Here is a 25,858-nt window from a genome sequence, read left to right as displayed (position 1 = left end):
AATAACTTCGGCATTATCTTCTGCCGGTTGGGAATTATATCGAGCGGAACGGTGTAAAAATAGGAATACCTATTGTGCCGAAGAACCGAGGGGAGAGAGTGTGCCATAATAAAGCGATCGCGGAGGCGGTCGCCTTTTTTGACTTCTGCCTCTGCATCCGGGCTCTGACTTCTTTGTTGGGAGTGACATTTTGCTTTACGTTGCCGGAATCGACCTCGGGGGAACGAAGATCTTGACCGCCCTGGCCGATACCGAGGGGCGGGTCGTGCAGGAAATCAAGATTCCCACGCAAGGCGGGCGGGGATTTGACCACGTCGTGGAACGCATGGCGGCCTCGGTGGGCGAGGTCCTGGCCCGGCAAAAAGCCGGCAGGGATGAACTGGTCGCGGTGGGGGTCGGCGCCCCGGGGCCGCTGGACCCGTCGACGGGGATCGTCAAAGAGGCCCCGAACCTTCCCGGCTGGCACGGTGTGCCGCTGGCTGCATCCCTTGCGGCCAGGGTCGGGGTCCCCGTACGCATCGACAATGACGCCAACCTCGCCGCCCTGGGCGAGCACCTCTTCGGAGCCGGGCGCGGTACGCGGGACATGGTATACGTGACGGTCAGCACGGGCATCGGCGGGGGGCTGATCCTGAACGGAGAGCTGTACCGAGGAGCCGGCCGGGTGGCCGGAGAGATCGGGCACCTGCCGATCGCCGACGCCCCTGCATGTCGCTGCGGAGGCAGGGGCTGCCTGGAAGCGCTTGCCTCCGGGACGGCGATAGCGCGGGAGGCCAGGCGGCTGGCCAAGAGCGGCCAGGCTCCGGGACTGCTGGCGCTGGCGGGGGGGAGCGCCGGGAAAATCACGGCGCCCCTCGTCTTTGAGGCCGCGGAAAGGGGAGACCCCCAGGCGAAGGAGATCGTCCGCAGCGCGGCGGCCTACCTGGGCCGGGGGCTGGCCGTGGTCGTCAACATGCTCAACCCGGAGATGATCGTCCTGGGGGGCGGGGTGATGACGGGCGGCAGCGCGATGTGGGACGTGATGCTGCGGGAACTGCAGGAACTGGTCTGGGAGGCTGCGCTCGATTCTCTACAAGTAGTCCCGGCCGCCCTGGGCGGGCGTTCGGGCGTGATGGGCGCCGTCGCTATGGCCTTGGAGATAGCCCAAGGCCATAGCGGCACCGGGCATTAAGCACCAGGCAATAGGATTATATCATGATGCTTAACGCTTAGTGCCATTAAGGTAGGTGATTGACAGGGGCGGTTCCGAGACAAGATAAGCAAAAAGATTCGAAGGATGGGTAACTTTTGGAGTTCGGCAAGGACGAGTGGCGCACCTTTGAACGGGGCGCGGGAAAGGAATGGCTGGTAACGAACGGCCTCGGCGGCTACGCCTGCGGCACGCTGATCAACGCCAACACCCGCAAGTACCACTCCCTGCTGATGGCCGCCCACAACCCGCCCGGCCTGCGCGTCCTGCACGTGGCCAAGCTCGACGAGTGTATCGAAACGCCCTCTTCCTTTTACAACCTCGCCGTTAACGAGACCGGCGGGGGCGTGTCGGACAGGGGTTTTCTGCACCTCCAGCGCGTCGTCTGCGATCCTTTCCCTACCTTTATCTACAGCATGGGCGACATCACCGTCCGCAAGACGGTCTTCATGCCATACGGGCACAACGCCGCCGTGGTCCTCTACAAGGTGCAGAACGGCCTGGAGAAGGCCACGCTGCGGCTCACGCCGATGATCAACGACCGCGGCTACCACTTCATCACTCACGAAGGACAGATCACCTTTGCGCAGAAACCTCACCTTCGCAGCACGGAGATCGCCGGCCGGCCCGAATTCCCGCCGCTCAAGCTGGCCTGCAGCCGGGGCAGGTACTACGAGACCGGGTACTGGTTTAAGGGGATGTACTACCGCATCGAGGCCGAACGCGGCGAAAACCCGTACGAGGACCACTACGTTCCGGGTTATTTCGAGATTGTGCTGCAGCCCCGGGAGCATGCCGCTTTCACCTTCAGCGCCTCGGTCGAGGCTAAGGCCTTTCTGAACGGCGAAGAGCTGCTGGAGGCTGAACGAGAGCGCGTGCAAGTGCTTATCGAAAAGGCCGGGTTTGCAGACCCCTTCGCTCAAGCCCTGGTCGTGGCGGCCGACGCCTTCATCGTTTTGCGGAAATCGACGGGAACCAAGACGATCATCGCGGGCTACCCGTGGTTCACCGACTGGGGGCGGGACACCATGATCTCCCTCCCGGGGCTGACGCTGGTCACCGGCCGCTACGAGGAAGCCAGGCAGATCCTTTTGACCTACGTCAGGCAGGCCAACAACGGCCTTTTGCCCAACGCCTTTAAAATCGGGGCCAGGGAGGCGATGTACAATACCGTTGACGCCTCGCTCTGGTTCTTCAACGCCGTGTACAAGTACCTGCAGTATACCGATGACTACGGCTTCATCCGCCGCGAGATCTTTGCGGTGCTGCGGGACATTGTGGCCTGGTACGTCCGGGGCACGGACTTCAACATCGGTATTGACGACGACGGCCTGGTCCGGGCCGGGGCCCCCGACGTCCAGCTTACCTGGATGGACGCCAAGATCGGCGATTGGGTGGTCACGCCCCGCCACGGCAAGCCGGTCGAAATCCAGGCGCTGTGGTACAACGCGCTCAAGGTCTTGGAACATCTGTGCGAGAAGTTCGACGAAGAGTTTCCGTACCGCGGGCTTGCGGAAAAGGTTAAAGATAGTTTTCACCGCCGGTTCTGGGTGTACGGCTGGCCGGGAGGCGAAAGATGGCTTTGCGACGTGGTGACCGGTCACGAGCAGGACGCCAGGGTCCGTCCCAACCAACTGCTGGCGGCCAGTCTCCCGTTCAGCATGCTCGACCGCGAACAGTCCCGGGACGTCGTCCGCAAGGTCTGGCGCGAGCTGTACGCCACATACGGCCTGCGCAGCCTGAGCCCCAGGGACCCCGACTACCGGGGCGTCTACATCGGGGACCGGGTGCGCCGCGACGGCAGCTACCACCAGGGGACGGCCTGGAGCTGGCTGGTCGGCCCGTTCATCACCGCCTACCGGCGCGCGCACGGTTATTCGCCCGAGAGCGGGGAACAGGCCAGGGCCTTTATCCAACCGTTCGAGGATCACCTCCGGGACCACGGCGTGGGCAGCATATCGGAGATCTTCGACGGCGACGAGCCGATCTATCCCCGGGGCTGTTTCGCCCAGGCCTGGGGCGTGGGTGAGCTGCTCCGCGCCTACGTGGAGGACGTGCTGGAAGCGGGTTATCCGATTAAGACCCCTGTGCGGTGTCGACCGCATCGCGAAGATCGCGAAGAATGAAAATAGCTGCAACAGGTCTGACGGCTGACAACTGTTTGCCGATGACCGATTTTTAGTTTGACGGGCAGAGAGGACTATGCCGACAAGCGTTTAAATTATCCAAAGGAAAGCAAAAGAGTACGATCAGGGTCGCAAAGCGTTTCGCATCTGAGGTCCTGATTGCAGGAGGCCTTCAACAATGACCGCTCCCCGCATGGTGATTATTACCGGTCTTTCCGGGGCGGGTAAGACGCAGGCCGTCAGGGTCTTGGAAGACCTGGGGTTTTTCTGTATCGACAACCTGCCGCCGACATTGATCCGGAAGTTCGCCGAGCTCTGCGCCCAGAGTAGGATCGGGCGCGTGGCCTTGGTCATCGACATCCGGGGCGGGGAGTTTTTCGGCGCCTTCGCCGGCGTCCTGGACGAACTGAAGGCCGAGGGCATCCGTTACGAAATACTGTTTCTCGACGCCTCCAACGAGGCCCTGGTCAGGCGGTTTAAGGAGAGCCGCCGCCCCCATCCCTTGAGCCCTTCCGGCGAGATCATCGAGGGCATCCTGGCCGAACGCCGGCGTCTCCAGGAATTGAAAGGCCTGGCCAACAAGATCATCGATACCTCCAATCTGACCGTCAACCAGTTAAGGCAGGAAATCGCGGGCCTTTACGGGGAGGACGACGGCCAGGAAAGGCTGGCCGTCAATATCGTCTCGTTCGGTTACAAGCACGGCATTCCGCTCGATGCCGACCTGGTCATCGACGTGCGTTTTCTGCCCAATCCCCACTATATCAGCGACCTGCGGCCGCTGACCGGTTACGACCGGAAGGTCCGCGACTACGTCTTTAACTCCCCGGATACCTTGGAATTCGTGGAACGCCTCGCTTCGCTGCTCGAATTCCTCATTCCCCGCTATATTAAGGAAGGCAAGACGTCGCTCACGATCGCCATCGGGTGCACGGGGGGCATGCACCGGTCCGTCGCCCTGGTCAACCACCTGGGCGAGCTGCTCAAGAAACAGGGCCACCGCATCAGCGTCAGGCACCGGGACATAAAGGGCGAATAATTTGTCCCCTGGTTAACTAATATCTCTATAACAACAAGAAACAAGGCTGCGAACCGGTTAAATAGCAGAACACATTTTGGCCTATTGTGCTATAATATTGGCAGTAAGGCGGGATATTTTGACCTTTTCGGTCCGCACCAAGGAGGAATTAGCCAGGATCGAGGGCCGGCTCTGCTGCCAGAAAGCCGAGTTGGCTGCCCTGGTGCGCTTTTGCGGCTCCTTGCGCGCGCCGGGACCCGAGCCCGAGGGGCTGGCGATCGGCACCGAAAACGCCGGCGCCGCGCGCAAAGCTTACAAGCTGCTGAAGCACGTCTGCGGCCTTGAAGCGACCATAGCCATCCGCCGCAGGCAGCGCCTGCGGAAGAACAACCATTACGAGGTCATCGTCGAATCCCAGCCCCGCTTTGCGGAGGCGTGCAAGGCGCTGGGGCTTAAGGCCAGGGGCATTAAGAAAAGCCTGGTCGGTCGCGACTGCTGCCGCAGGGCCTACCTGAGGGGGGCGTTCCTGGGCAGGGGTTCGGTGTCGAGTCCCAAGGGCGAATACCACCTGGAGATCATGGCCGGGTCGGAGCCCGTCGCGCAAGACCTTGCCGCCCTGATGGCCCGGCTGGGGCTGGATGTCCGCGTCGTCAGCCGCCGGCGCGGATGGACCGTGTATATCAAGGAAGGCACGCAGATCGTCGACTGCCTCAACCTGATGGGGGCCCACAACGCCCTGCTGGCCTTTGAAAACGCGCGCGTTTACAAAGAGATGCGCAACCGGGTCAACCGCCTGGTGAACTGTGATACGGCCAACCTGAGCAAGGCGGCCGAGGCCTCGGTCCGCCACCAGGAAATCATCCGGCGGATCGACGAGTCGCTGGGCCTGAAAAAGCTTCCCGAGCCGCTGCGGCAGTTCGCCGAACTCCGCCTGCGGTATCCTGACGCCAGCCTGCGGGAGCTCGGCGAACTAGCCGCGCCGCCGCTTTCGAAATCCTGCGCGGGCCACCGCATGCGGCGTCTCGAAGCCATCGCGGAAAGGCTGGCCGGGAAGGAAAAACGTTAGACATGCGCCAAGACCTGCACCTGGATCAGCGACAAACACTAAAACCGGCGCTCGGGATCGAGCAGCGGCAGGCCCTGACCGTCTTGCAGCTCCCGCTTCCCGACCTGATCGAGTACATCGACCGGGAACTGCAGGAAAACCCGCTCCTCGAGGCCGACCCGGGCCAGGAGCGGCTGCCGGGGGGCGAGGCCGAAAGCGCCGAATGGCTGAGGTACCTTGACGACGCCAGCGACACCGGATTCGCGCCGGAGCGGCGCCGCGCACGGGACGCGGTCGTGGGCGTCGCCACGGAGACGCTGGAGCAGCACTTGCTGTCCCAGCTCAGCTTGAGCCCGGTCGACGCCGAAACGCGCAGGATCGCCGCCTACCTGATCGGGAACCTCGACGAAGACGGCTACCTGCGGGTGGATGTCGGCGAGGCCGCGCGCGAGCTCCGTACCGGCGAGGATGCTGTCCGGGCCGCCCTGGATCTCGTCCAGACCTTTCACCCGGCGGGGGTGGGGGCCCGGAACGTGGCGGAAAGCCTCGTCCTGCAGTTAAGGCGCCGGGGTTTCGACGAGCCGATCTTCGCGAGCCTGGTGACCGGCCACCTCGACGACCTGGCCGCGGGTCGGTTCGAGAAGATCGCCAAGTCCTTGAGGGTCAAGGCCGCCGACGTCGCGGAGGCCCTCCAGGTCATCAAGGAGCTCAACCCGCGCCCGGGGTTGCAGTTTTCCGACGGGCATGGGACGCGTTACCTGATGCCCGATGTTATAATAGAAAAAGTTGGCAAGGAATTCGTCGTTTTGGTCAACGAGACCGACCTGCCGCGCCTGAGCATCAACGCAACTTACCAGAGGCTTTTGGCGTCGGCGGACGGCGATGCCGAGACGCGCGGTTACATCAGCGGGCGGCTCAAGGCCGCCCAGGAGCTCTTAAAGAACGTGGAACGGCGGCGACTGACCCTTTGGCGTGTCGTCACCCGCATTGTCGAGGAACAAAAGGCTTTCTTCGAGAAAGGCCGGGCCTTTCTCGTCCCGCTTACGCTGAAGGAGGTCGCCGACGCGCTGGGAATACACGAATCGACCGTGTCGCGAGCCGTCGCCGGGAAATACGCGCAGACGCCGCGCGGCATATTCAGCCTGAAATTCTTTTTCGCCTCGGGACCGAAGGACGTGTCGGCCGAGGCGGTGAAACGCCGGATAGCGGAGATCGTCAAACAGGAGAACCAAGAGCGCCCTTACAGCGACCGGCAGATTGCCGCCATCCTCGCCCGGCGGGGCATGGAAGTCTCCCGGCGGACGGTGGCCAAGTACCGTGACGAGCTCGGCCTCCGGCCGGCCAGACAAAGGAAGCGCGGGTTATAAAACGGGATGCGAGAGAGATAATAGGGAAGGAGTGGGCGGAAAATGGCGGTGAAGCTGGGCATCAACGGTTTTGGACGGATCGGACGCCTGGCATTGCGCGCGGCCCTGCAAAGGGATGACGTCGAGGTTGTTGCTGTCAACCACAAGTCGCGGCGGATCGCGGTATCTCCCAATTACGGCAAGGAATTGGCCCACAGCCTTAAATACGACTCGGTCCACGGGAAACTTAACGTCGATACTACCGGCTCCGGCGAGCACATGGTCCTGAACGGGCGCGAGGTCAAGGTGTTCGCCGAGGCGAACCCGGAAGCGCTTCCCTGGGGGGAGCTGGGGGTCGACATCGTCATCGAATCAACGGGCAAGTTCCGGGAACGCAAGGAAGCCGCAAGGCACCTGGCGAGCGGTGCACGGAAGGTGATTATTTCGGCGCCGGGCAAAGACGACGATGTAACCATCGTGATGGGAGTGAACGAGGAAGTCTATGACCCCCGGGCGCACCACGTTATCTCCAACGCGTCCTGCACGACAAACTGTCTCGCCCCGGTAGCCAAGGTCCTGCACCGGAGATTTGGCATCGTCAAAGGGTTGATGACTACCGTGCATGCGTATACCAACGGGCAGCAGCTGCTGGATATGCCCTATAAGGACCCGCGCCGGGCACGCGCCGCCAACCTCTCCATTGTTCCGACGACGACCGGTGCGGCCGTCGCCGTCAGCCGAGTGCTGCCGGAGCTTGAGGGCCGCCTCAACGGTTGTGCGCTCAGGGTGCCGGTGCCCAACGTTTCGCTGGTTGACCTGGTTGTGGAATTAAGCCGCGCAGCGACCGTCGCCGAGGTCAACGGGGCGTTCATCGAGGCGGCGGCAGGGCCGCTAAAGGGGATCCTGGCTTACTCCGACCTGCCCCTCGTCTCCATCGATTACAACGGGGACCCCCACTCGGCCACTGTTGACGGGCCCTCGACCATGTCTATCCAGGAAAACATGGTCAAGGTTCTGGCGTGGTACGACAACGAGTGGGGATACACGCAAAGGCTTTTGGACCTGGCCTTGTATGTAGCCCTGAAGGGCTACTGATCCGACGACTGACGGCTGACGACCGACAACCGAATTGGAGGGTTCCATCGTGATTCAGAAAAAGACTGTGCGTGACGTTGACGTTCAGGGCAAACGCGTCTTCGTGCGCGTGGACTTCAACGTCCCTATCGCGGACGGGCGCGTGACGGACGACACGCGCATCAGGGCCGCCCTGCCCACCATCGAGTACCTGAGGAAGAACGGGGCGCGGGTGATCCTGGCTTCGCACCTCGGCCGCCCAAAGGGCAAGCGCGACGAGAAGTACAGCCTTAAACCCGTGGCCGGGAGGCTGGAGGAACTCATCGGCGAGGAAGTCGTGCTGGTGCACGACGCCGTCGGGCCCGAGGCCGAAGCGGCGGCCGGTGCCCTCAAGCCCGGCCGGGTAATGCTCCTGGAGAACATCCGTTTCTACCCGGAGGAAGAGAAGAACGACGCCGAGTTCGCCCGCCGGCTGGCCCGTTTGGCTGATATATATGTAAATGACGCTTTCGGTACCGCCCACCGCAGCCATGCCTCCACGGCGGGCATTGCCGCGCACCTACCCGCAGTGGCGGGTTTTTTAATGGAGCGGGAATTGGACGTCCTGACCGGCCTCCTGACCGCCCCCCGGCACCCGTTTATCGCCATTATCGGGGGGGCTAAGATCGCGGACAAGATCGGCGTCCTGGAAAAGCTGTCGAACAAGGTGGACTCGCTGCTGATCGGCGGGGGGATGGCCAACACCTTCCTGGCCTCGCAGGGTTATGACATGGCCGGTTCCCTCGTCGAAAAGGACGGGCTGGATACCGCCCGGCAGCTTCTCGAGAAAGCCAAAGAGAAGCAGGTCGAGTTCCTGCTTCCTGTTGACCTGGTTGTCGCTCCGGGCGTCGATGCTCCCGGCGAGCGCGAGACGGTTAAGGTCGGGGAAGTGCCGCCCGGCTGGATGGCCCTCGATATCGGCGGCGCTACCGTCGAATTGTTCAGCTCCAGGATTGAAAAAGCGGCGACCGTGTTTTGGAACGGCCCCATGGGTGTTTTTGAAAAGCCCGGGTTTGACACCGGCACGCTGGCGCTGGCTAAAGCCGTCGCCAAGGCGCCCGCGTCGGTCGTCGGCGGGGGAGACACTTTGGCCGCCCTGGAGAAGGCGGGCGTCAAGGATCAGGTTTCGCATGCCTCGACCGGCGGCGGGGCTTCGCTGAAGTTTTTGGAAGGGAAAGAACTCCCCGGTGTGGCGGCCCTTCTTGAGAAGTGAGAGGTGGGAGGTCAGAGGCGAGACCCGTTGGAAAGGATTTGGCATTGCCCCGGTCTAAGCTAACACCTCGGGATGGCCGTAGAAGTGAGAGGTGGGAGGTCAGAGGCGAGACCCGTTGGAAAGGATTTGGCATTGCCCCGGTCTAAGCTAACACCTCGGGATGGCCGTTGGATATGGGTAACGAGTAATGACTGACTCATTACGGGGAGGAAAACATGCGGACACCGATTATCGCGGCGAACTGGAAGATGTACAAGACCCCTTCCGAGGCCGCCGCCTTCGCCAAAAAGCTCAAACTCGCCGTCGCCGGCTGGGTGGGCATCGAGATCGTCCTGTGCCCCGCTTTCCCCGCCCTCGAGGCGGTGGCCGCCGTTCTGAAAGGAGGGGCCATCGGCCTGGGGGCACAGAATATGTTCTGGGCCGACGAGGGCGCGTATACCGGAGAGGTTTCCGCCCCGATGCTGAAAGAAGCCGGGTGCGGTTTCGTCATCCTGGGCCACTCCGAGCGGCGGCAGTATTTCGGAGAGACCGACGAGCTGGTCAACAGGAAGGTCGTGGCCGCCTTGAAACACGGCCTCACCCCCGTCGTCTGCGTGGGCGAAACGATCGAGCAGCGGAAGGCCGGCCGGACCGCGGATGTCGTGGGCACCCAGCTGGCCGGGTGCCTGAAGGGCCTGTCGCCGGAGCAGGCGGCGGGTCTGGTCGTCGCCTACGAGCCCGTCTGGGCCATCGGAACCGGCCATACGGCCTCGGACGAGGATGCCCAGGAGGTCTGCGCCCTGATCAGGCGGGCGGTCGCCCGGGATTTCGGCCCGGGGGCGGCCGACGCCGTGCGCATCCAGTACGGCGGCAGTGTCAAGCCGGAAAACACCAGGGGCCTTCTGTCCCAGCCGGACATCGACGGGGCGCTGGTCGGCGGCGCCAGCCTCAGCCTGGCTGGTTTTGAAGCCATCGTCAACGTTACGCGGGAGGTCTACGGCTCTTGAGCGGCAAACCGCTGGTTTTCATCGTCCTGGACGGCTGGGGTAAGGACGACCCGCACGCCGGCAACGCCATCACCCGGGCCGCGACCCCGAACTGGAACAGGCTCTGGGCCGAATACCCCCACGCCGTTCTTTCGGCCTGCGGCGAGGACGTAGGCCTGCCCCCGGGGCAGATGGGCAACTCGGAGGTGGGGCACCTGAACCTGGGCGCCGGCAGGGTCGTTTACCAGGATCTTTTACGCATCACCCGCAGCATCGAGGACGGCAGCTTTTTCGCCAACCCGGTCCTGGTCGAGGCCTTCAAAAAGGCGCGCGAAGGAGGCCGGGCCGTTCACCTCATGGGGCTTTTGTCGGACGGCGGTGTCCACAGCCACATCGAGCACCTCTTCGCCCTCCTGGAGATGGCCGCGCGTCTGGGACAGGAAAAAGTTTTCGTCCACGCCTTTCTCGACGGCCGCGACGTTCCGCCCGCCAACGCCATCGAGTACGTCAACGCCCTGGAGGACAAACTTCGCGAAGCCGGCCGGGGCAAGATCGCCACGGTTATGGGCCGCTACTTCGCCATGGACCGCGACAAGCGCTGGGAACGCACGGCCAGGGCCTACAAGGCCATGGTTTACGGAGACGGTATCGGCGCGGTTTCGGCCGCCGAGGCCGTGGACAATGCCTACGGGCGCGGGGAGACCGACGAGTTCGTCCAGCCCACGGTCATCGTCAGCGGCGGCGAGCCGGTGGGGCTGGTTGAGGACGGGGACACCGTCATCTTTTTCAACTTCCGCCCCGACCGGGCGCGCCAGATCACCCGGGCCTTCGTCGACAAGGAGTTTGCGGGTTTCGACCGGGGTCCCCGCCCCGTCACCGTGCATTTCGTCTGCTTCACGGAGTACGACAAGACGATCGAGGCGCCGGTCGCCTTCAAGCACGCCCACATCAAGAACACCCTCGGGGAGGTCTTGAGCAGGCATAACCTCAGGCAGCTGCGGCTGGCCGAGACCGAAAAATACGCCCACGTGACCTTCTTTTTCAACGGCGGGGTCGAGACCCCCTACCCGGGGGAGGATAGGATCCTCATCCCGTCGCCCCAGGTGGCCACCTATGATTTGCGGCCGCAAATGAGCGCCGTGGAGGTCACCGACGCGCTCCTCAAGAACCTGGACCGTTACGACGTCGTGATCATGAACTTCGCCAACCCCGACATGGTCGGGCACACGGGCAACCTGGAGGCCACCGTCCAGGCTATCGAGACGGTCGATGCCTGCCTGGGGCGGATCGTTCCCCGGGTCCTCGCGCGGCGGGGGACGGTCATCCTGACGGGCGACCACGGGAACGCCGACAAGGTGTGCGATGAACAGGGATGCCCGTTCACGGCGCACACCTGCAACCCCGTACCGTTTGTATTGGTTTCCGCGCGCCCGCGCCTGTCGCTCAGGAACGGAAGACTGGAGGACGTCGCCCCCACTATCCTCGACCTGCTCAGCCTGCCCAGGCCGGAAGAGATGACGGGGCGTTCACTAATCGTAGAATCCAAGGAGGGATAAGGCTATGTCGACCATGATTGTCGATATCTTCGCCAGGCAGATCCTTGATTCCCGGGGCAACCCCACGGTGGAGGTCGACGTCGTCCTGGAAGACGGCACGCTGGGGCGCGCCGCCGTTCCGTCCGGCGCTTCCACCGGAACCTTCGAAGCCGTCGAACTGCGCGACAAAGACCCCTATCACTATTTCGGCAAGGGCGTGTTGCAGGCCGTAACCAACGTCAACACCGTGATCGCCCCTGAGATCACCGGCTTCGACGCCACCGACCAGGTGAAGATCGACGAGGCGCTGATCGCGCTCGACGGTACCGAAAACAAGAGCAAGCTGGGGGCCAACGCCATCCTCGGCGTTTCCATGGCCGTGGCCAAGGCGGCGGCCAAGGCCGTCGGGCTGCCCCTTTACCGGTACCTGGGGGGAACCCTGGCCAGGGACCTTCCCGTCCCGATGATGAACGTGCTCAACGGGGGGAAGCACGCCGACAACAACCTGGACATCCAGGAGTTCATGATCGTGCCGCTGAGCGGGGCGAGCTTTGCCGAGAACCTGCGCATGGGCGTGGAGGTCTACCACAAGCTGAAGGCGGTGCTCGGCAAGCGGGGGCTGGCCACGATGGTCGGCGACGAGGGCGGTTTCGCCCCCTTCCTGGAGTCGCACGCCCAGGCCCTGGACCTGCTGGTGGAGGGAATCGAGGCGGCCGGGTACAAGCCGGGCGAAGATATCGTGCTGGCCCTGGACCCCGCCGCCAGCGAGTTTTACAGGGACGGCAGGTACATCCTGGCAGGGGAAAACAAGCATCTTTCGGCAAGTGAAATGATAGACTTTTACGAGCAGCTCGTCGGCAAGTACCCGATTGTCTCCATCGAGGACGGGCTGAGCGAGGAGGACTGGGACGGCTGGAAAGCGATGACCGACCGCCTGGGCGGGAAGATCCAGCTTGTCGGGGACGACCTCTTTGTGACCAACAGGACGCGCCTGGCGAGAGGGATTGCGAGCGGGGTGGCAAACTCCATCCTGATCAAGGTCAACCAGATCGGGACGATCACGGAAACCCTGGAGACCATCGCCACGGCCCGGCGCGCCGGGTACACGGCTGTCGTTTCGCACCGCTCGGGCGAGACCGAGGACGTCACGATCGCCGACGTGGCCGTGGCTACCGGCGTCGGACAGATCAAGACCGGCGCTCCGGCGCGCAGCGAGCGCGTGGCCAAGTACAACCAGCTCCTCCGCATCGAGGAGGAACTGGACGAAATCGCGCGTTACGCGGGACGGAAGGCCATCGCCAGGCAATAGAACCTTTGTGAAATTGCTGTCATAAACCGTTGTCAGCATGTCCCCCGCGTGCTATAATTAATGCCAAGTTGCGGAGGTATGTCTAACTATGCTTAAAATCATCGTTATGGTTTTCGAGGTGCTCGTCGCCCTGGCGCTGATCGCCGTCGTACTCCTGCAGTCCGGGAAGAGCGCCGGCCTTTCCGGGGCCATCGCCGGCGGCGCGGAGACCTTCTTCGGCAAGAAGAAAGGGCTGGACCAGTGGTTTGCCAAGGTTACCGTGATCTTGGCCATTATTTTCGGACTCCTGTCTTTGATTCTTTTTGTCTGGAAATAGTGGCTTGTTTCTTTAAAACTTCTCTACCTTAATTAACCATCTAACTTCGGTTTGGGGAGGTGATTTTGAAGCTTCTCAGGGTTCCTGTTGGGTGGACTTTTCCTAATTTCATGTGGAGGTGACCTTTTTTGGATCAGGCGTTGATCCCGTATCTAGGCATCGCTGCCGCCGGTATCGGCATCCTGTTCGCGGCTTACCTGATCTCCTGGGTTCTCAGCAAGCCGCCCGGCAACGAGAGGATGATCCAGATTTCCGCGGCCGTCCAGGAAGGCGCGATGGCCTACCTGAACCGCCAGTACAAGACCATCACCATGGTCGGTATCCCTGTTTTCGCCCTTATCTGGCTTGGTCTAGGTTTCTCGACTGCTCTCGGCTTCCTCGTAGGGGCTTTCTTCTCCGGCCTCTGCGGCTACATCGGCATGACCATTTCGACCCGCGGCAACGCCCGCGTGGCCGAGGCGGCCAAGCAGGGCATGCCCTTCGCCCTGCAGGTGGCCTTTAAAGGCGGTGCCGTCACCGGCATGATGTGCGTCAGCCTGGCCCTCCTCGGTGTGGCCGGTATGTACGCCATTTTCCAGGATCCGGTCTCTCTCGTCGGCCTTGGTTTCGGCGGCAGCCTGATCTCCGTGTTCGCCCGTCTCGGTGGCGGTATCTTCACCAAGTCGGCTGACGTCGGCGCCGACCTCGTCGGTAAGATCGAAGCCGGCATTCCCGAAGACGACCCGCGTAACGCCGCTGTCATCGCCGACAACGTCGGTGACAACGTCGGTGACTGCGCCGGTATGGCGGCCGACCTGTTTGAAACCTACGCTGTTACGGCCGTCGGCTCGATCCTGCTCGGCTTCCTGCTCTTCCCGGACAATCCTGCATTCGCCGTGTTCCCGATTCTTCTCGGCGCTGCTGCGATTATCGCGTCCATTATCGGTACCTTCTTCGTTAAGCTCACCGGCCCGAACATCATGAGCGCTCTCTACAAGGGTATGTGGGCCGCGGCTATCCTGTCGCTGATTGCCTTCTACCCGCTGACCATTGCGGTGCTCGGTTCGGCGACCTGGTTCTGGCCGGCTCTTGTTGGTATCGCCGTGACAATGATCATCGTCTACATCACCGACTACTACACTTCGGCCGGGTTCCGTCCCGTTAAGTCCATCTCTTACGCCTCACAGTCCGGGCACGCAACCAACATTATCACCGGTATCTCGGTCGGTATGGAGGCCAGCGTTATCCCGGCCCTGACCATCGTCGGCGGCATTCTCGTCTCCTACGTGACCGGTAACGCCGCGGCGGAAGGCGGCGGTCTCTATGCTATCGCCCTCGCCTCGATGTCGATGCTCTCGATGACCGGTATCATCGTCGCCATCGACTCCTACGGCCCGATCACGGACAACGCCGGCGGCATCGCCGAAATGGCCGAACTCCCGCCGGAAATCCGCAACATCACCGACCCGCTGGACGCTGTCGGCAACACCACCAAGGCCGTTACCAAGGGTTACGCCATCGGTTCCGCCGGTCTTGCCGCCATCGTGCTTTTTGCTGACTACACCCACGCTCTCGGCGAGTACGTCCCGCACGAGATGCTGACCTTCTCCATCAACGATCCGTGGGTCCTCGCCGGCCTGTTCATCGGCGCCGCCCTGCCGTTCCTGTTCTCCTCCCTGGCGATGGGCGCCGTCGGCCGCGCGGCCTTCGAGGTCGTGAACGAAGTGCGCCGCCAGTTCCGCGAGATCAAGGGCATCATGGAAGGCACCGCGAAGCCCGAATACGGCCGCTGTGTCGACATCGTTACCAAGCGTGCGATCAAGGAAATGATGCTCCCGGGTATCATTCCGGTTGCCGCTCCGATCCTCGTCGGCTTCCTGCTCGGCCGTGACGCCCTCGGCGGCCTGCTGATGGGCACCATCATCTCCGGCCTGTTCCTTGCCATCTTCCAGACCGCCGGCGGCGGCGCCTGGGACAACGGCAAGAAGTACATCGAGGAAGGCCACTACGGCGGCAAGGGCTCCGAGGCCCACGCGGCTGCGGTTACCGGCGACACCGTCGGCGACCCGCTGAAGGACACCTCCGGCCCGGCCATCAACCCGATGATCAAGGTCGTGAATATCGTGGCCCTGCTCATCGTTCCGTTCGTCGCCAACATCGTTCGATAATCATAGCGACGGCGCAACACAAAAACCCCCGCCGGCGGGAAACCGGCGGGGGTTCTTTCATGTGGGCACATCCGGCACGGTGTGTCTGAAGCGGCGCGGCGTTACGACTGGTTCGAGACCAAGCCGAATTGTGTTTACCAGGGGTGTGTTCCGATCACCACTTCTTTCCCGAATTTCGCCTTAAGCTTGGCGGAAAGCTCCTGCAGGTCGACGGGGCACTTTGCGGTCAATGTCGCCTTGACCATGCAGGCTCCGAGATGGATAACGTCAAACTCCCGGTCGTAGACCTTGGCCAGGTCAGAGATTAGGGCCACCTTGGGCATCACCAGCCCGGGGCAGTCTCCGCAGTCGCCCATGGCTACGACGTCCAGGTCCTCGTCACGGTAGCGGGCAAACTCGCCTTGGCGTTCCCGCATCGCCTTGAAGCATTTCATGCAGGACACGCAGGTCACATCCTTGATTTTCTTGCAAGAAACGATAATAATCCCGGCCATCGAACTCCTCCCCTCAGTTAATGATATTTCAGTTAATGATATTAAAGTAGCAAATGCTGCCGGTTGCCGCAAGAATGCCTTTGCCGGGATGTATTCCCCTGTGCTTTCGTTTGCAGCGGGTTCCCAAATGTAGTTATTGACATGTGCCCATAATGTTGATTAAGATGGTAATGGGCATATGATCATAAGCAGGACACTAAGGAGGTGGATACGATGCCTAAAGGAGACGGGACAGGTCCGCGCGGCAAGGGTCGGGGAACGGGCCGGGGCCGCGGTCCCTGCGGCGGGGCCGGGAAGGACCGAGTCCCGGACGACCGTAAGCGGGGCGACCGGATTCACGGCGCAGGATGCGTCGGTGCCGGCCGGGGTCGCGGAGCAGGATGCAGTAGCGGCATAGGTCAAGGTTGTGACCCGTTTCAAGGTCGCGGACGGGGAAGACGGGCCGGGCGTGGAGCGTAAAGCTGATATGCCGGTCCGGAAATAAATTTTTTGGAGGGATAGGTTTATGCCTGCTGGAGATCGGACCGGTCCCTTTGGGGCGGGACCGCGCACGGGACGAGGACTTGGTTTGTGCGGCGGCGCCGCGGCGCCGGGCTACACCGCCCCCGGATTCGGCCAGGGCGGACGCTTCGGCGCCTGGGGTTTCGGCGGTTGCCGGGGCGGACGCGGCCGGCGCTGCTGGTTCGGCGGGCCGGGACGGGGCCGCGCGTATGCCTGGGACCTACCCTACGGCCCGGCGACCCGCGAGGATGAGGTCGAAACCTTGTCGGAGCAGGCCGCTGAGTTGGAGAGGGCCTTAAAGCACGTTAAAGCGCGTCTTAACGCTCTGCGGCGGGAAAAGAACCAGGGTGAGGCCGAGGGCGAGGATGAGGATGAGTGAGCCGCTGACGGTGGCCGTGGCCAGCGGCAAGGGCGGCACCGGGAAAACCACCGTGGCCACCAACCTGGCCTACGTGCTGGGGCGGCAAGGCCGCCCGGTCTGGTACGTGGACTGTGATGTCGAGGAGCCGAACGGCCACCTATTCCTCAGGCCCGGCCTGACGGAGGAGAAGAAGGTTACGGTCCCTGTCCCGGAGGTGGATTTGAACCGTTGTGTTCACTGCGGCCTCTGCGCCGAGATCTGCCGGTACGGGGCGATCGCGCCGGTAGGGGATATCGTCCTGACCTTTTCCGCGATGTGTCACGGTTGCGGCGGGTGCTTCCTGGTCTGTCCCGCGGAGGCGATTTCCGAAGGCGAGCGCCTGGTAGGGATCGTCGAGAAGGGACGGGCCGGACCGGTGACCTTTGTACATGGTCGGCTGCGTGTGGGGGAGGCGATGAGCCCTCCCTTGATCAAGGCGGTCCGGCGGGCGGCAGGTGGGGGCGCCGTGCAGGTCATCGATGTTCCTCCGGGAACCTCCTGCCCGGTGATCACCGCCATCCAAGGGGTGGACTTCGTGGTTCTGGTGACCGAGCCGACGCCTTTCGGATTACACGACCTGGGCCTGGCTCTCGACATGGTGCGGGAGCTGGGCCTCCCCCATGCGGTTGTTGTGAACCGGACGGATGAAGACAACGACAGCGCCCGGGAGTTTTGCCGGCAAAGGCAGGTCAAGATCCTGGCCGAGATTCCCGATGACCGGCGGGTGGCGGAGGCTTACTCCCGCGGGGAAATGGCGGCAAGCATTTCCGGTTACGCGGAGCGGTTTGAGGCACTCCTCGCAGCCGTGAAGAGGATGGTGGTCCGGTGAAAAAATTGACTGTGGTCAATGCGGATCAGGTACGCAGGATGCAGGAGGAACTGCCTACCGGCCACGGTCCGGTCCGAGAGGTAGTGGTTATCAGCGGCAAAGGGGGAACCGGCAAGACGAGTATCGTCGCTTCTTTTGCCGCCATGGCCGGGAACCCCGTTCTGGTCGACTGCGACGTGGACGCCGCCGACCTGCACCTCGTCATGAACCCCGAGGTCCGGGAGTCCGGTGAGTTCAGCGGGGGTAAGATCGCCCGCGTCGAAAAGGAACTCTGTAACGGCTGCGGCAAATGCTATGAGCTTTGCCGCTTTGAGGCCATCGTCCCGCAGGAGGGGCCACCCGCAAAGTACGCCGTCGACCACCTGATGTGCGAAGGCTGTGGTGTATGCGCCTACTTCTGCCCGGAAAAGGCGATCGCTTTCGAGGACGCCGTCAACGGCCGCTGGTATGCTTCGACTACTCGCTTCGGCCCCATGATCCATGCCCGGTTGGGGATTGCGGAAGAAAACTCGGGCAAGCTGGTCAGTCTTTTGCGCAAAAAAGCCCGGGAACTCGCCGCAAAGGAAGGACGCTCCTTAATTCTTATCGACGGGCCGCCCGGCATCGGCTGCCCGGTCATCGCTTCCATGGGCGGCGCCGACCTGCTGGTACTGGTTACCGAGCCCACCGTTTCGGGAGAACACGACCTGGCGCGGGTAGTGGAACTCGCCGAGCACTTCGGAGTACCGGCTGTCGTCTGTATCAACAAAGCTGACTTAAACAGCGAGGTAAGTGAACGCATTACCCGATGGACGCGTCAGCGGGGATTGCAAGTGGCGGGACGCGTACGCTACGACAGGGCGTTCACCCGTGCCCAGGTAAACCGCAGCACGGTAATTGAAAACGCTAACGCTGCCGACGGTCCGGCGGAAGATTTGCGAAACCTTTGGCGGCAGGTGCTCAGCGCTTTAGGCTGAAACGAGTCTGGATTCCCCCGACGGGTTAAGCGCCGGAAAAGTTGGCTTAAGTGAGCCTAAACCTTTGAGGAGGTGGAAGAAATGCGCGTTGCCGTATCGGCTGTCGGCCCGCGGTTGACGGACCGGGTCGACCCGCGGTTCGGCCGCTGTGCCTGCTTCATTATTTACGATACCGAAGACGGAAAGGTGGAAACGCTGGACAACGGCGCGGCCGCGAGCGGCGGGGGCGCGGGGGTTCAGGCCGCTCAGGCCGTCGCCGGCGCCGGAGTCGGGGCCGTGCTCACGGGCAGCCTCGGACCTAATGCCTACCGCGTACTGGATGCCGCCGGCATCAAGTGCTACACCGGTTGCAATGGCACGGTGGAAGAGGCTTTGAGGCGGTTCACCGCCGGAAACCTTAAACCGGCCCCTGGTGCCACCGTAGAAGCGCATCACGGCGCCCGGTAGAAAACCCCGGTTCCTGCCATTCTTTCCGGCCTGGTTCTTAGTTGTTGACATATACCCTTAATTTGCTGTAGCCTTAGTAACAGGCATACGTTCATAAATAAATGGAGGGATCAGCATGAGAATTGCCATTGCTACGGCTGACGGAAATGTTTCGGAACACTTCGGGCACTGCCCCGAATTCACGGTCAGCGAGGTTGAGGACGGTACCATTAAAGAGACAAGGACGGTGCCGAATGACGCCGGCGGGCCGCGCGTGGTGACCGGGCTGCGGGCCGACGTGGCCATCGCCGGCGGTATCGGGGCGGGAGCCAAACGCGTGCTGGAAGACAACGGGATTAAGGTTATTACGGGTGCTTCGGGCCCGGTTGACCAGGTGCTGCGGGACTTCGTCGCGGGCAAGCTGGTGTCCAGCGGCTCCCTGTGCGACCATTCCGGCCAGCACCACGGGCATGGGCACCACGGCGGCGACTGCGCCGGCGGCCGCTGCGCCTGCGCGGATGGACGTTAGAAGTTAGTAGTTGGCAGTTGGACTTAGACGAACTGGCAGAACCAAATCCTGTTTATAACAGCAAAGCCCAGGCAACTTACAACGGGTGGCCTGGGCTTTCAAGCCTTGGAAGGGAGGCCGCGTTTTCGGCCCGCATCTTTGTTTGCGCCCTGTCGAATTGTCTGTTATGATTAGGGCTTAAAGGAAGGTGTTTCCTCTGGACGAAAGGGCCACCCACATGTGCTTTGCGTGCAGCCCGGTAAACCCCATCGGGCTGAAACTGCTGTTTGAAGATGACGGCGATGTCTTGCGCACTTCATTTACACCGGGTGAAGAGCATCAGGGCTGGACCGGCTGGGTCCACGGCGGGCTGATTTCGACCGTCCTCGACGAAGCGATGGCCCAGTGGTGCTGGCGCCGGGGGATGACGGCGATGACCGCCGAGATTACGGTGCGGTTCAAGAAAGGCGTCCGTATCGGCGAGCGGATGGATGTCAGCGCCCGGATGGTCTCCGCCAGGGGGCGGCTGGTGGAACTGGAGGCCGCCGCGGCCGTGGCCGGCAAGGTCGTGGCCACCGCCCGGTCGAAGTTCTTAAAGACCCGCGATCAGGACTAAGCGCTGCGGCTTTCAGCATTCAGCTATCAGACTTAACTGCACAGGGCTATGCCCCTGTTTGTCCGGGCAACAATAGGAGTAGGAGACCCCGCCCTGGTAAAGAGGAGGACAAGATGAACAGAGAAGAAGCTCTGGATCTGCTTAAAAGCCATTTAAAGAACAAGAACTTATTTAACCACTGCTTGGCCGTGGAAGCCGTGATGCGGCGCCTGGCGCGGCATTTCGGCGAGGACGAGGAACTGTGGGGCCTTGCGGGCCTGCTGCACGATATCGATTATGAGTACACGAAGGACAATTGGGACCTGCACAGCATCGAGGGGGCACGGATCCTGGAGGAGAAAGGCCTGCCGACTGCCGTGGTCTATGCGGTCAAGGTGCACAACGAACGGCACGGCCTGCCGCGCTTAAGCCTGCTGGACAAGGCCCTCTTCGCCACCGATCCGCTTACCGGTTTTATCGTTGCCGGGGCGCTGATCCGGCCGGAGAAGAAGCTGGAGGCGGTCGACGTTCCTTTCCTTCTCAACCGTTTCAAGGAAAAGGCTTTTGCCCGCGGGGCCAACCGCGAAACAATGCTCGCCTGTCAGGATATTGGCTTGTCATTAGAAGAGTTCGTGGGGCTCGGACTCGAAGCCATGCAATCTATAGCCCGTGACATCGGGCTATAGCCTGCGCTGAGCATTGGGCTTTGCGCGCTGAGTGTTGGGCTTGAGAGCTCTGTTAATTAGCCCATTGCTCAAAGCACAATGCTCAATGCCTCTGCAAACATCCCGGGTAGATTACAGACTAGAGGAAATAAAAAGTGGTTACTAAGCAAGAAATTATAAACTACATGATGAACGAGGCCTACCGGCCGATGACCGAAGGGGAACTGCAGTCTGTGTTCGGTATTGCGCCCGCCGAGAGCAGGCGTTTCAAGCGCCTGCTGCGGGAAATGGAGGCCGACGGATCTCTCTACGTGACGAGGGCCAGCCGCTACGGGGTGCCCCAGCGGATGAACCTGGTGGTGGGACGGCTGCAGGGCCATCCCAGGGGGTATGGTTTCGTCCTGCCCGACATCCCCGGAACCCCGGATGTCTTTGTCGGCGCCGGCAGCCTGAACGGGGCCATGCACAATGACCGGGTGGTGGTCCGCGTTTTTACCGGCCGGGATGGCCGGAGGGAGGGGGACGTCGTCAAGATCCTGCGACGGGCCAACGAGCGCGTCGTGGGGACTTTCACCCGGAGGAATAACCTAGGCTACGTCACCTGCGACGAAGCCCGGATCCCTTACGACGTCATTATTCCCCGCGGGCGGTATCACGGCGCCAAGACCGGCGACAAGGTCGTCGCCATGATTACGCAGTGGCCGGGTGCCAAAAGGCTGCCGGAGGGCAAGGTCGTGGAGGTGCTGGGGAAGAAGGACGACCCCAACGTCGATATGCTGGCCCTGGCCCGCAGGTATAACCTTCCCGAGGCGTTTCCGGGTAAAGTCCTCGGGGAAGCCGATGCCATCCCGGAGAGCATTGCCGACGAGGACCTCAGGGGCAGGCGGGACTTGCGCCTTTGGCCCATCGTGACCATCGACGGCGAGGACGCCAAGGACCTGGACGACGCCGTCAGCATTGAAGCGCTTTCTAACGGCCGTTTCCGGCTTGGCGTGCACATCGCCGATGTTTCCTATTACGTCCGGGAAGGGATGGCTCTCGACGCCGAGGCGGCCCGCCGCGGGACGAGCTTTTACCTTCCCGGGACGGTTATCCCCATGCTGCCGCCGCGCCTGTCCAACGGCATCTGCAGCCTCAATCCCCGGGTCGACCGGCTGACCATGTCGGTGGTGATGGAGATCGACCGCGACGGGGAAGTGACGGGCTACGAGATCTTCCCTTCGGTGATCCAGACCATGGAGCGCATGACCTACACCAATGTCCGCAAGATCCTCCGGGGCGAAGACCGGGAGATCGTCAACCGGTACGCCGGGCTGGCCGACCGTTTCCGGGCCATGGAGGAACTGGCCCTCATCCTGCGGGAGCGGCGCCTCAAGAAGGGGGCCATCGACTTCAACATCCCCGAAGCGAAGGCCCTGCTCGACGAAGGCGGCCGCCCCCTTGACATCGTCCGCGTGGAGCGTTCCATCGCCGAACAGATTATCGAGGAATTCATGCTGATCACCAATGAAACGGTGGCGACGTACCTGCACGAGAAGGGTGCGCCCATGGTTTACCGCGTACACGAGAAGCCGCAAACCGAAAAGCTGGAGGCGCTGCAGGAATTTCTCCGGACGCTCGGTTACGGCATCAAGGGGTTCCCCAAGGTCCACCCGGGGGCGATCCAAGATCTGCTCGACGAGGTGAAGGGCAAAAAGGAAGAACGCCTGATCAACGCCGTTACTTTGCGGTCCATGCGGCAGGCCCGCTACGCCACCGAGCGCTTGGGACACTTCGGGCTGGCCTCGGAGAACTACTGTCACTTTACCTCCCCGATCCGCCGCTACCCCGACCTCCTGGTCCACCGCATCTTGCGGGAGGTCCTCGCCAAGGGCCGGCTGGACGGGAAGAGAACCGGTCAGTTCAGGGAACGGCTGCCGGAACTGGCCCAGCATGCGTCCGACCAGGAACGCCTGGCCGTGGACGCCGAACGCGAGGCCATGGAGATCAAGAAGGTCATGTTCATGCAGGACAAGGTCGGGGAAACGTTCGAAGGGATCATCAGCGGCGTAACCGCCTTCGGCATCTTCGTGGAGCTGGAAAACACGGTCGAGGGCCTGGTCAACATGACCAATTTGACGGACGACTTCTACACTTATGATGCAAAGGGATACCGTCTCATCGGCCAGCGCACGGGGCGCATTCTCCGGCTGGGCGACGCGGTCCGGGTCAAGCTGTTGCGCTCAAGCGTCGACGACCGCCAGATCGACTTTACGCTTGCCGACATTTGAACACTGGGCATTGAGCTATGAGCATTGGGCATTGGGCTTTGGGATACTTTAGGATGGGATTCGGTATAACCGAATCCCTTTCCATATTAATCCCAGTGCTCATTGCCCAGTGCTCAGCGCTATCTCAGCGCCCAGCGCCCAGCGCCACAACTAGCCTGCGAAGCTGCAGGCTAGTTGTGTTTTGCGGGAACTTTTTAACCAAAATAGGATTAAATCTCGCGAAATTAAACAGTATTATTATATAATGTAGGACAATATGGCATTTGAGGACGGTACTGAACAATGGCTAAAAAAACCGGTGAAGTCCAAACCTTGTTCGAGCCCATCGGCAAAGAAACGGTTGTCCAGGCTATTGTTCGCCGTTTTACCGACTACCTGCTGGAGGGGGCGCTGAAGCCGGGCCAGCGCCTGCCTCCCGAGCCCGAACTGGCCGAAAGGCTCGGCGTCAGCCGTACGGCTCTGCGGGAAGCCTTGAAGATGCTCGAGGGCCTGGGGATTCTTCATTCGCGCCGCCGCGGAGGCACGACGATCGCCACGGCCGTCAACAGTGAGATGTTCGATCCCCTGGTGCTCAGCCTGATTGTAGAAAAAGGCTCCAAGGACGAATTGTACGAGCTGCGCTACATGTTCGAGCTTAACGCCATCGACATGGCCATCAAGAAAGCCACCAGGGGTGAACTGGCCGGGCTGGCCGCCAACCTGGAGGCGTTTGCCGGGGCCATTCCCGAAGGCGACCTGGACGTCCTGGCCGCATTGGACCGCGAGTTTCACCTCAAGATATTGGAGATGAGCAAGAACGCCCCTTTCATCAAGATCGGGCGGACGGTGAGCTCGCTCTTCGGGAAGGCGATGCGCAAGGCTCTGGAAAAGATGGGTCCCGAACAGGTCCTGCAAAACCACCGGGACGTCTATGCGGCGCTGGTCGAGCGCGACCTCGGCCGGGCCAGGGAGATCGTCCACAAAGCTTTTACAGGCAGCAGGGATTTCTTCTGAACAGCCAACACCCAACAGCGAACAGCCAGCAACACCCAACAGCCAATAGCAGCAAAACCCCTTGTTGGGGTTTTTCTTTTAATTGACGCCTCAAGTTATAAGGCATATCATAGTACCATTGCTATGAATCAGGGTGAAAACATGCACCGCATCGTCTATCTCCTTTGCCTGGGCCACTTGGTCGTCGACCTGAATAACGGAGCCCTGCCGGTCCTGCTTTCCGTTCTGCAGGAAGCCTTTCGATTATCCTACACGGCGGTCGGCAGCGCGGTCCTGATCGCCAACCTCAGTTCCTCGATCATCCAGCCGGTCTTCGGCCTCCTGAGTGACCGGTTTTCCTTTCGCTGGCTGATCCCCGTAGGGGCGATCGCCGCTTCCGGGGGCTTGGCGCTGGCCGGCCTGGCTCCTTCGTACGCCGTCGTGCTGGTGGGGGTCTTCCTGAGCGGCCTCGGGATTGCCGCTTTCCACCCGGAAGGTTCCAGGGTGACCTTTCACGCTTCGGGCGCGCGTAAGGGAGCAGCGGCGGCGATCTTCAGCATCGGCGGCAACATCGGCTTCGGGCTGGGCCCCATGCTGGCCGCCGCCCTGATCGCCTGGCAGGGCAGGGGCGGGATGGTCGGCCTGCTGGTCCCGGCCGCGATTATGGGAGGGGCCCTTTGGCTGGCCATGCCGGCGATGCAAAGAGCCACCGCCGCCGACGAGGCCTCCTTTAAAAAGGCGGCGACCACCGACGGCCGTTCCGGGGGCAACTGGCCGGCGATGGCCCTTTTGACCGCCCTGGTCACGTTGCGTTCCTGGACGCATTTCGGCGTGATGACCTTCCTGCCCCTGTACTACAAGAACCACCTGCAGCTGGGGACCGATTCCGGGGCGACCCTGCTGACGGTATTCCTGCTCTCCGGGGCCGTGGGCACCCTTGTGGGGGGACCGCTGGCCGACAAGTGGGGCCGCCGCAACCTGATGATCCTGTCCTTCAGCCTGGTGATGCCGGCCTTGCTGGCCCTGCCTTACGTGAGCGGGGTATGGAGCCTGCTGGCCACGGCTGTGGCGGGCTTTATGATCGTGGCTACCTTTTCGGTCAGCGTCGTCTTCGCCCAGGAACTGCTTCCGCGCAACGTGGGCCTGGCGTCGGGCCTGGTGATGGGCTTTGCCATCGGCATGGGGGGCGTGGGCACGGTGCTCCTGGGGTATGTCGCCGACCATTTGGGCCTCCTCAGGGCGCTGAACGTCGTCGGCCTGCTCCCGCTCCTGATGCTGGGCATGACGCTCTGCCTGCCCCGCCGTCCGGAAGGATCGCAAACCAGGGGCCAAACAGCCCTGGCTTCTTAGATTAAATGCTACAGGATGGCTTTTTTGCTTGACAGTGCCACGGCGGGTCTTTAAAATAATGTTGTGTCACTTTAGATTGGGAAATACTTTTTTTTAGGTTTTGACGCTTCGGGAGGGACTGTTTTTGAATACTTTCATGGCCAAGGCCGGAGAAATCGAACGCAAGTGGTACGTCATCGATGCCGAGGGGAAGCATCTCGGCCGTTTGGCTGCCGAGGCCGCAGCCATCCTGCGGGGTAAGCACAAACCGATCTTTACGCCCCACGTCGATACCGGCGACCACGTAATCGTCATCAACGCCGACAAAGTCGTCCTGACCGGCGACAAGCCGGATAAGAAGATTTATTACCGGCACTCGGGTTATCCTGGCGGGCTCAAATCCATGACCTACCGCACTTTCCTGGCCAGGAAACCGGAAGAGGCCGTGCGTAAAGCGATTGTCGGAATGTTGCCGCGCAACAAGCTCGGCGCGCAGATGGCCAAGAAGCTCAAGGTTTACAAGGGCGCCGAACACCCGCACGAAGCCCAGAAGCCGGAAGTCTGGTCGCGATAAAGGAGGGGTAGAGGAGT

The 25,858-nt window shown here is 62.0% G+C and carries 24 protein-coding genes; 23 read left to right on the top strand and 1 reads right to left on the bottom strand.

Translation table 11 applies throughout. From position 1 onward, the window contains the following. Positions 1 to 190 precede the first annotated feature (190 nt). The 12 genes from ACPV0M_RS09255 (at position 191) to ACPV0M_RS09200 (ending at position 15,322) form a co-directional block, all read left to right on the top strand. The gene (locus ACPV0M_RS09255; protein ID WP_425620364.1) at positions 191 to 1,171 is read left to right on the top strand and encodes an ROK family protein; all 981 of its coding nucleotides are present in this window, start codon (positions 191 to 193) and stop codon (positions 1,169 to 1,171) included. A gap of 116 nt (positions 1,172 to 1,287) precedes the next feature. Next, complete coding sequence (locus tag ACPV0M_RS09250) at positions 1,288 to 3,315, top strand: amylo-alpha-1,6-glucosidase (protein ID WP_425620363.1); 2,028 nt, start codon at positions 1,288 to 1,290, stop codon at positions 3,313 to 3,315. Positions 3,316 to 3,493: 178 nt separating this feature from the next. Then, positions 3,494 to 4,354 carry an RNase adapter RapZ gene (gene rapZ / locus ACPV0M_RS09245; RefSeq protein ID WP_425620362.1) on the top strand — a complete coding sequence of 287 codons (861 nt, stop codon included), beginning with the start codon at positions 3,494 to 3,496 and terminating at the stop codon, positions 4,352 to 4,354. A 118-nt stretch (positions 4,355 to 4,472) separates the two neighbouring features. Beyond that, entirely contained in the window at positions 4,473 to 5,399 is a 927-nt protein-coding gene (gene whiA / locus ACPV0M_RS09240) for a DNA-binding protein WhiA (protein ID WP_425620361.1), read from the top strand. A 2-nt stretch (positions 5,400 to 5,401) separates the two neighbouring features. Continuing rightward, positions 5,402 to 6,745 (top strand): RNA polymerase factor sigma-54, encoded by a 1,344-nt coding sequence (rpoN, locus tag ACPV0M_RS09235; protein WP_425620360.1) that lies wholly within the window; start codon positions 5,402 to 5,404, stop codon positions 6,743 to 6,745. A gap of 42 nt (positions 6,746 to 6,787) precedes the next feature. Next, positions 6,788 to 7,819, top strand: a complete 1,032-nt coding sequence (gene gap / locus ACPV0M_RS09230) for a type I glyceraldehyde-3-phosphate dehydrogenase (RefSeq protein WP_425620359.1) — start codon at positions 6,788 to 6,790, stop codon at positions 7,817 to 7,819. A gap of 52 nt (positions 7,820 to 7,871) precedes the next feature. Then, positions 7,872 to 9,050 carry a phosphoglycerate kinase gene (locus ACPV0M_RS09225; protein WP_425622181.1) on the top strand — a complete coding sequence of 393 codons (1,179 nt, stop codon included), beginning with the start codon at positions 7,872 to 7,874 and terminating at the stop codon, positions 9,048 to 9,050. Between the two features lie 215 nt (positions 9,051 to 9,265). Further along, complete coding sequence (tpiA, locus tag ACPV0M_RS09220; RefSeq protein WP_425620358.1) at positions 9,266 to 10,036, top strand: triose-phosphate isomerase; 771 nt, start codon at positions 9,266 to 9,268, stop codon at positions 10,034 to 10,036. After that, a complete protein-coding gene (gpmI, locus tag ACPV0M_RS09215; protein ID WP_425620357.1) occupies positions 10,033 to 11,571 on the top strand; it encodes a 2,3-bisphosphoglycerate-independent phosphoglycerate mutase in 1,539 nt (512 codons plus the stop codon). The genes tpiA and gpmI overlap by 4 nt, the downstream gene beginning before the upstream one ends. Before the next feature lie 4 nt (positions 11,572 to 11,575). Next, complete coding sequence (gene eno, locus ACPV0M_RS09210) at positions 11,576 to 12,859, top strand: phosphopyruvate hydratase (protein WP_425620356.1); 1,284 nt, start codon at positions 11,576 to 11,578, stop codon at positions 12,857 to 12,859. A gap of 88 nt (positions 12,860 to 12,947) precedes the next feature. Continuing rightward, positions 12,948 to 13,175: a preprotein translocase subunit SecG gene (gene secG / locus ACPV0M_RS09205; RefSeq protein WP_425620355.1), complete on the top strand. Its 228-nt coding sequence runs from the start codon at positions 12,948 to 12,950 to the stop codon at positions 13,173 to 13,175. Between the two features lie 128 nt (positions 13,176 to 13,303). Continuing rightward, on the top strand, positions 13,304 to 15,322 hold the full coding sequence (locus ACPV0M_RS09200) for a sodium-translocating pyrophosphatase (protein WP_425620354.1): 2,019 nt from the start codon (positions 13,304 to 13,306) through the stop codon (positions 15,320 to 15,322). 134 nt (positions 15,323 to 15,456) lie between these two features. Here the strand turns inward: ACPV0M_RS09200 and ACPV0M_RS09195 are convergent, their stop codons facing one another. Next, positions 15,457 to 15,816 carry a CGGC domain-containing protein gene (locus tag ACPV0M_RS09195; protein ID WP_425620353.1) on the bottom strand — a complete coding sequence of 120 codons (360 nt, stop codon included), beginning with the start codon at positions 15,814 to 15,816 and terminating at the stop codon, positions 15,457 to 15,459. Between the two features lie 505 nt (positions 15,817 to 16,321). Here ACPV0M_RS09195 and ACPV0M_RS09190 point away from each other — a divergent pair. The 11 genes from ACPV0M_RS09190 to rplM all read left to right on the top strand — a co-directional run bounded on the left by ACPV0M_RS09190 (position 16,322) and on the right by rplM (position 25,841). After that, positions 16,322 to 16,696, top strand: a complete 375-nt coding sequence (locus ACPV0M_RS09190; RefSeq protein ID WP_425620352.1) for a DUF5320 domain-containing protein — start codon at positions 16,322 to 16,324, stop codon at positions 16,694 to 16,696. Continuing rightward, a complete protein-coding gene (locus ACPV0M_RS09185; RefSeq protein WP_425620351.1) occupies positions 16,689 to 17,546 on the top strand; it encodes an ATP-binding protein in 858 nt (285 codons plus the stop codon). Before ACPV0M_RS09190 ends, ACPV0M_RS09185 begins: the two co-directional genes overlap by 8 nt. Then, positions 17,543 to 18,502 carry an ATP-binding protein gene (locus tag ACPV0M_RS09180; RefSeq protein ID WP_425620350.1) on the top strand — a complete coding sequence of 320 codons (960 nt, stop codon included), beginning with the start codon at positions 17,543 to 17,545 and terminating at the stop codon, positions 18,500 to 18,502. The genes ACPV0M_RS09185 and ACPV0M_RS09180 overlap by 4 nt, the downstream gene beginning before the upstream one ends. Before the next feature lie 81 nt (positions 18,503 to 18,583). Beyond that, positions 18,584 to 18,949, top strand: a complete 366-nt coding sequence (locus ACPV0M_RS09175) for a NifB/NifX family molybdenum-iron cluster-binding protein (RefSeq protein ID WP_425620349.1) — start codon at positions 18,584 to 18,586, stop codon at positions 18,947 to 18,949. A 115-nt stretch (positions 18,950 to 19,064) separates the two neighbouring features. Then, positions 19,065 to 19,457 (top strand): NifB/NifX family molybdenum-iron cluster-binding protein, encoded by a 393-nt coding sequence (locus tag ACPV0M_RS09170; RefSeq protein WP_425620348.1) that lies wholly within the window; start codon positions 19,065 to 19,067, stop codon positions 19,455 to 19,457. Between the two features lie 187 nt (positions 19,458 to 19,644). Then, the gene (locus ACPV0M_RS09165; RefSeq protein ID WP_425620347.1) at positions 19,645 to 20,052 is read left to right on the top strand and encodes a PaaI family thioesterase; all 408 of its coding nucleotides are present in this window, start codon (positions 19,645 to 19,647) and stop codon (positions 20,050 to 20,052) included. 113 nt (positions 20,053 to 20,165) lie between these two features. Continuing rightward, on the top strand, positions 20,166 to 20,717 hold the full coding sequence (locus ACPV0M_RS09160; RefSeq protein ID WP_425620346.1) for an HDIG domain-containing metalloprotein: 552 nt from the start codon (positions 20,166 to 20,168) through the stop codon (positions 20,715 to 20,717). A 134-nt stretch (positions 20,718 to 20,851) separates the two neighbouring features. Then, positions 20,852 to 22,966: a ribonuclease R gene (rnr, locus tag ACPV0M_RS09155; RefSeq protein ID WP_425620345.1), complete on the top strand. Its 2,115-nt coding sequence runs from the start codon at positions 20,852 to 20,854 to the stop codon at positions 22,964 to 22,966. Positions 22,967 to 23,248: 282 nt separating this feature from the next. After that, positions 23,249 to 23,959 (top strand): FadR/GntR family transcriptional regulator, encoded by a 711-nt coding sequence (locus tag ACPV0M_RS09150; protein ID WP_425620344.1) that lies wholly within the window; start codon positions 23,249 to 23,251, stop codon positions 23,957 to 23,959. A gap of 141 nt (positions 23,960 to 24,100) precedes the next feature. After that, on the top strand, positions 24,101 to 25,288 hold the full coding sequence (locus ACPV0M_RS09145; RefSeq protein WP_425620343.1) for an MFS transporter: 1,188 nt from the start codon (positions 24,101 to 24,103) through the stop codon (positions 25,286 to 25,288). Positions 25,289 to 25,424: 136 nt separating this feature from the next. Beyond that, positions 25,425 to 25,841, top strand: coding sequence for a 50S ribosomal protein L13 (gene rplM / locus ACPV0M_RS09140; protein WP_425622180.1), 417 nt, complete (start codon positions 25,425 to 25,427; stop codon positions 25,839 to 25,841). Positions 25,842 to 25,858 lie beyond the last annotated feature (17 nt).

The sequence above is a fragment of the Desulfosceptrum tomskiensis genome (assembly GCF_049818055.1).
GTDB lineage: Bacteria > Bacillota > Desulfotomaculia > Desulfotomaculales > JASEER01 > JBFLVT01.
Note: the sequence above shows the minus strand (reverse complement) of the source record. Positions and strands in the feature narration are given on the sequence as shown.

Coding starts and splice junctions, on each gene's coding strand:
- rapZ (WP_425620362.1), top strand. CDS start 3,494: ATGACCGCTCCCCGCATGGTGATTATTACCGGTCTTTCCGGGGCGGGT.
- ACPV0M_RS09145 (WP_425620343.1), top strand. CDS start 24,101: ATGCACCGCATCGTCTATCTCCTTTGCCTGGGCCACTTGGTCGTCGAC.
- ACPV0M_RS09160 (WP_425620346.1), top strand. CDS start 20,166: ATGAACAGAGAAGAAGCTCTGGATCTGCTTAAAAGCCATTTAAAGAAC.
- ACPV0M_RS09185 (WP_425620351.1), top strand. CDS start 16,689: ATGAGTGAGCCGCTGACGGTGGCCGTGGCCAGCGGCAAGGGCGGCACC.
- tpiA (WP_425620358.1), top strand. CDS start 9,266: ATGCGGACACCGATTATCGCGGCGAACTGGAAGATGTACAAGACCCCT.
- gap (WP_425620359.1), top strand. CDS start 6,788: ATGGCGGTGAAGCTGGGCATCAACGGTTTTGGACGGATCGGACGCCTG.
- ACPV0M_RS09190 (WP_425620352.1), top strand. CDS start 16,322: ATGCCTGCTGGAGATCGGACCGGTCCCTTTGGGGCGGGACCGCGCACG.
- ACPV0M_RS09170 (WP_425620348.1), top strand. CDS start 19,065: ATGAGAATTGCCATTGCTACGGCTGACGGAAATGTTTCGGAACACTTC.
- secG (WP_425620355.1), top strand. CDS start 12,948: ATGCTTAAAATCATCGTTATGGTTTTCGAGGTGCTCGTCGCCCTGGCG.
- rplM (WP_425622180.1), top strand. CDS start 25,425: ATGGCCAAGGCCGGAGAAATCGAACGCAAGTGGTACGTCATCGATGCC.
- rpoN (WP_425620360.1), top strand. CDS start 5,402: ATGCGCCAAGACCTGCACCTGGATCAGCGACAAACACTAAAACCGGCG.
- eno (WP_425620356.1), top strand. CDS start 11,576: ATGTCGACCATGATTGTCGATATCTTCGCCAGGCAGATCCTTGATTCC.
- ACPV0M_RS09175 (WP_425620349.1), top strand. CDS start 18,584: ATGCGCGTTGCCGTATCGGCTGTCGGCCCGCGGTTGACGGACCGGGTC.
- ACPV0M_RS09195 (WP_425620353.1), bottom strand. CDS start 15,816: ATGGCCGGGATTATTATCGTTTCTTGCAAGAAAATCAAGGATGTGACC.
- ACPV0M_RS09150 (WP_425620344.1), top strand. CDS start 23,249: ATGGCTAAAAAAACCGGTGAAGTCCAAACCTTGTTCGAGCCCATCGGC.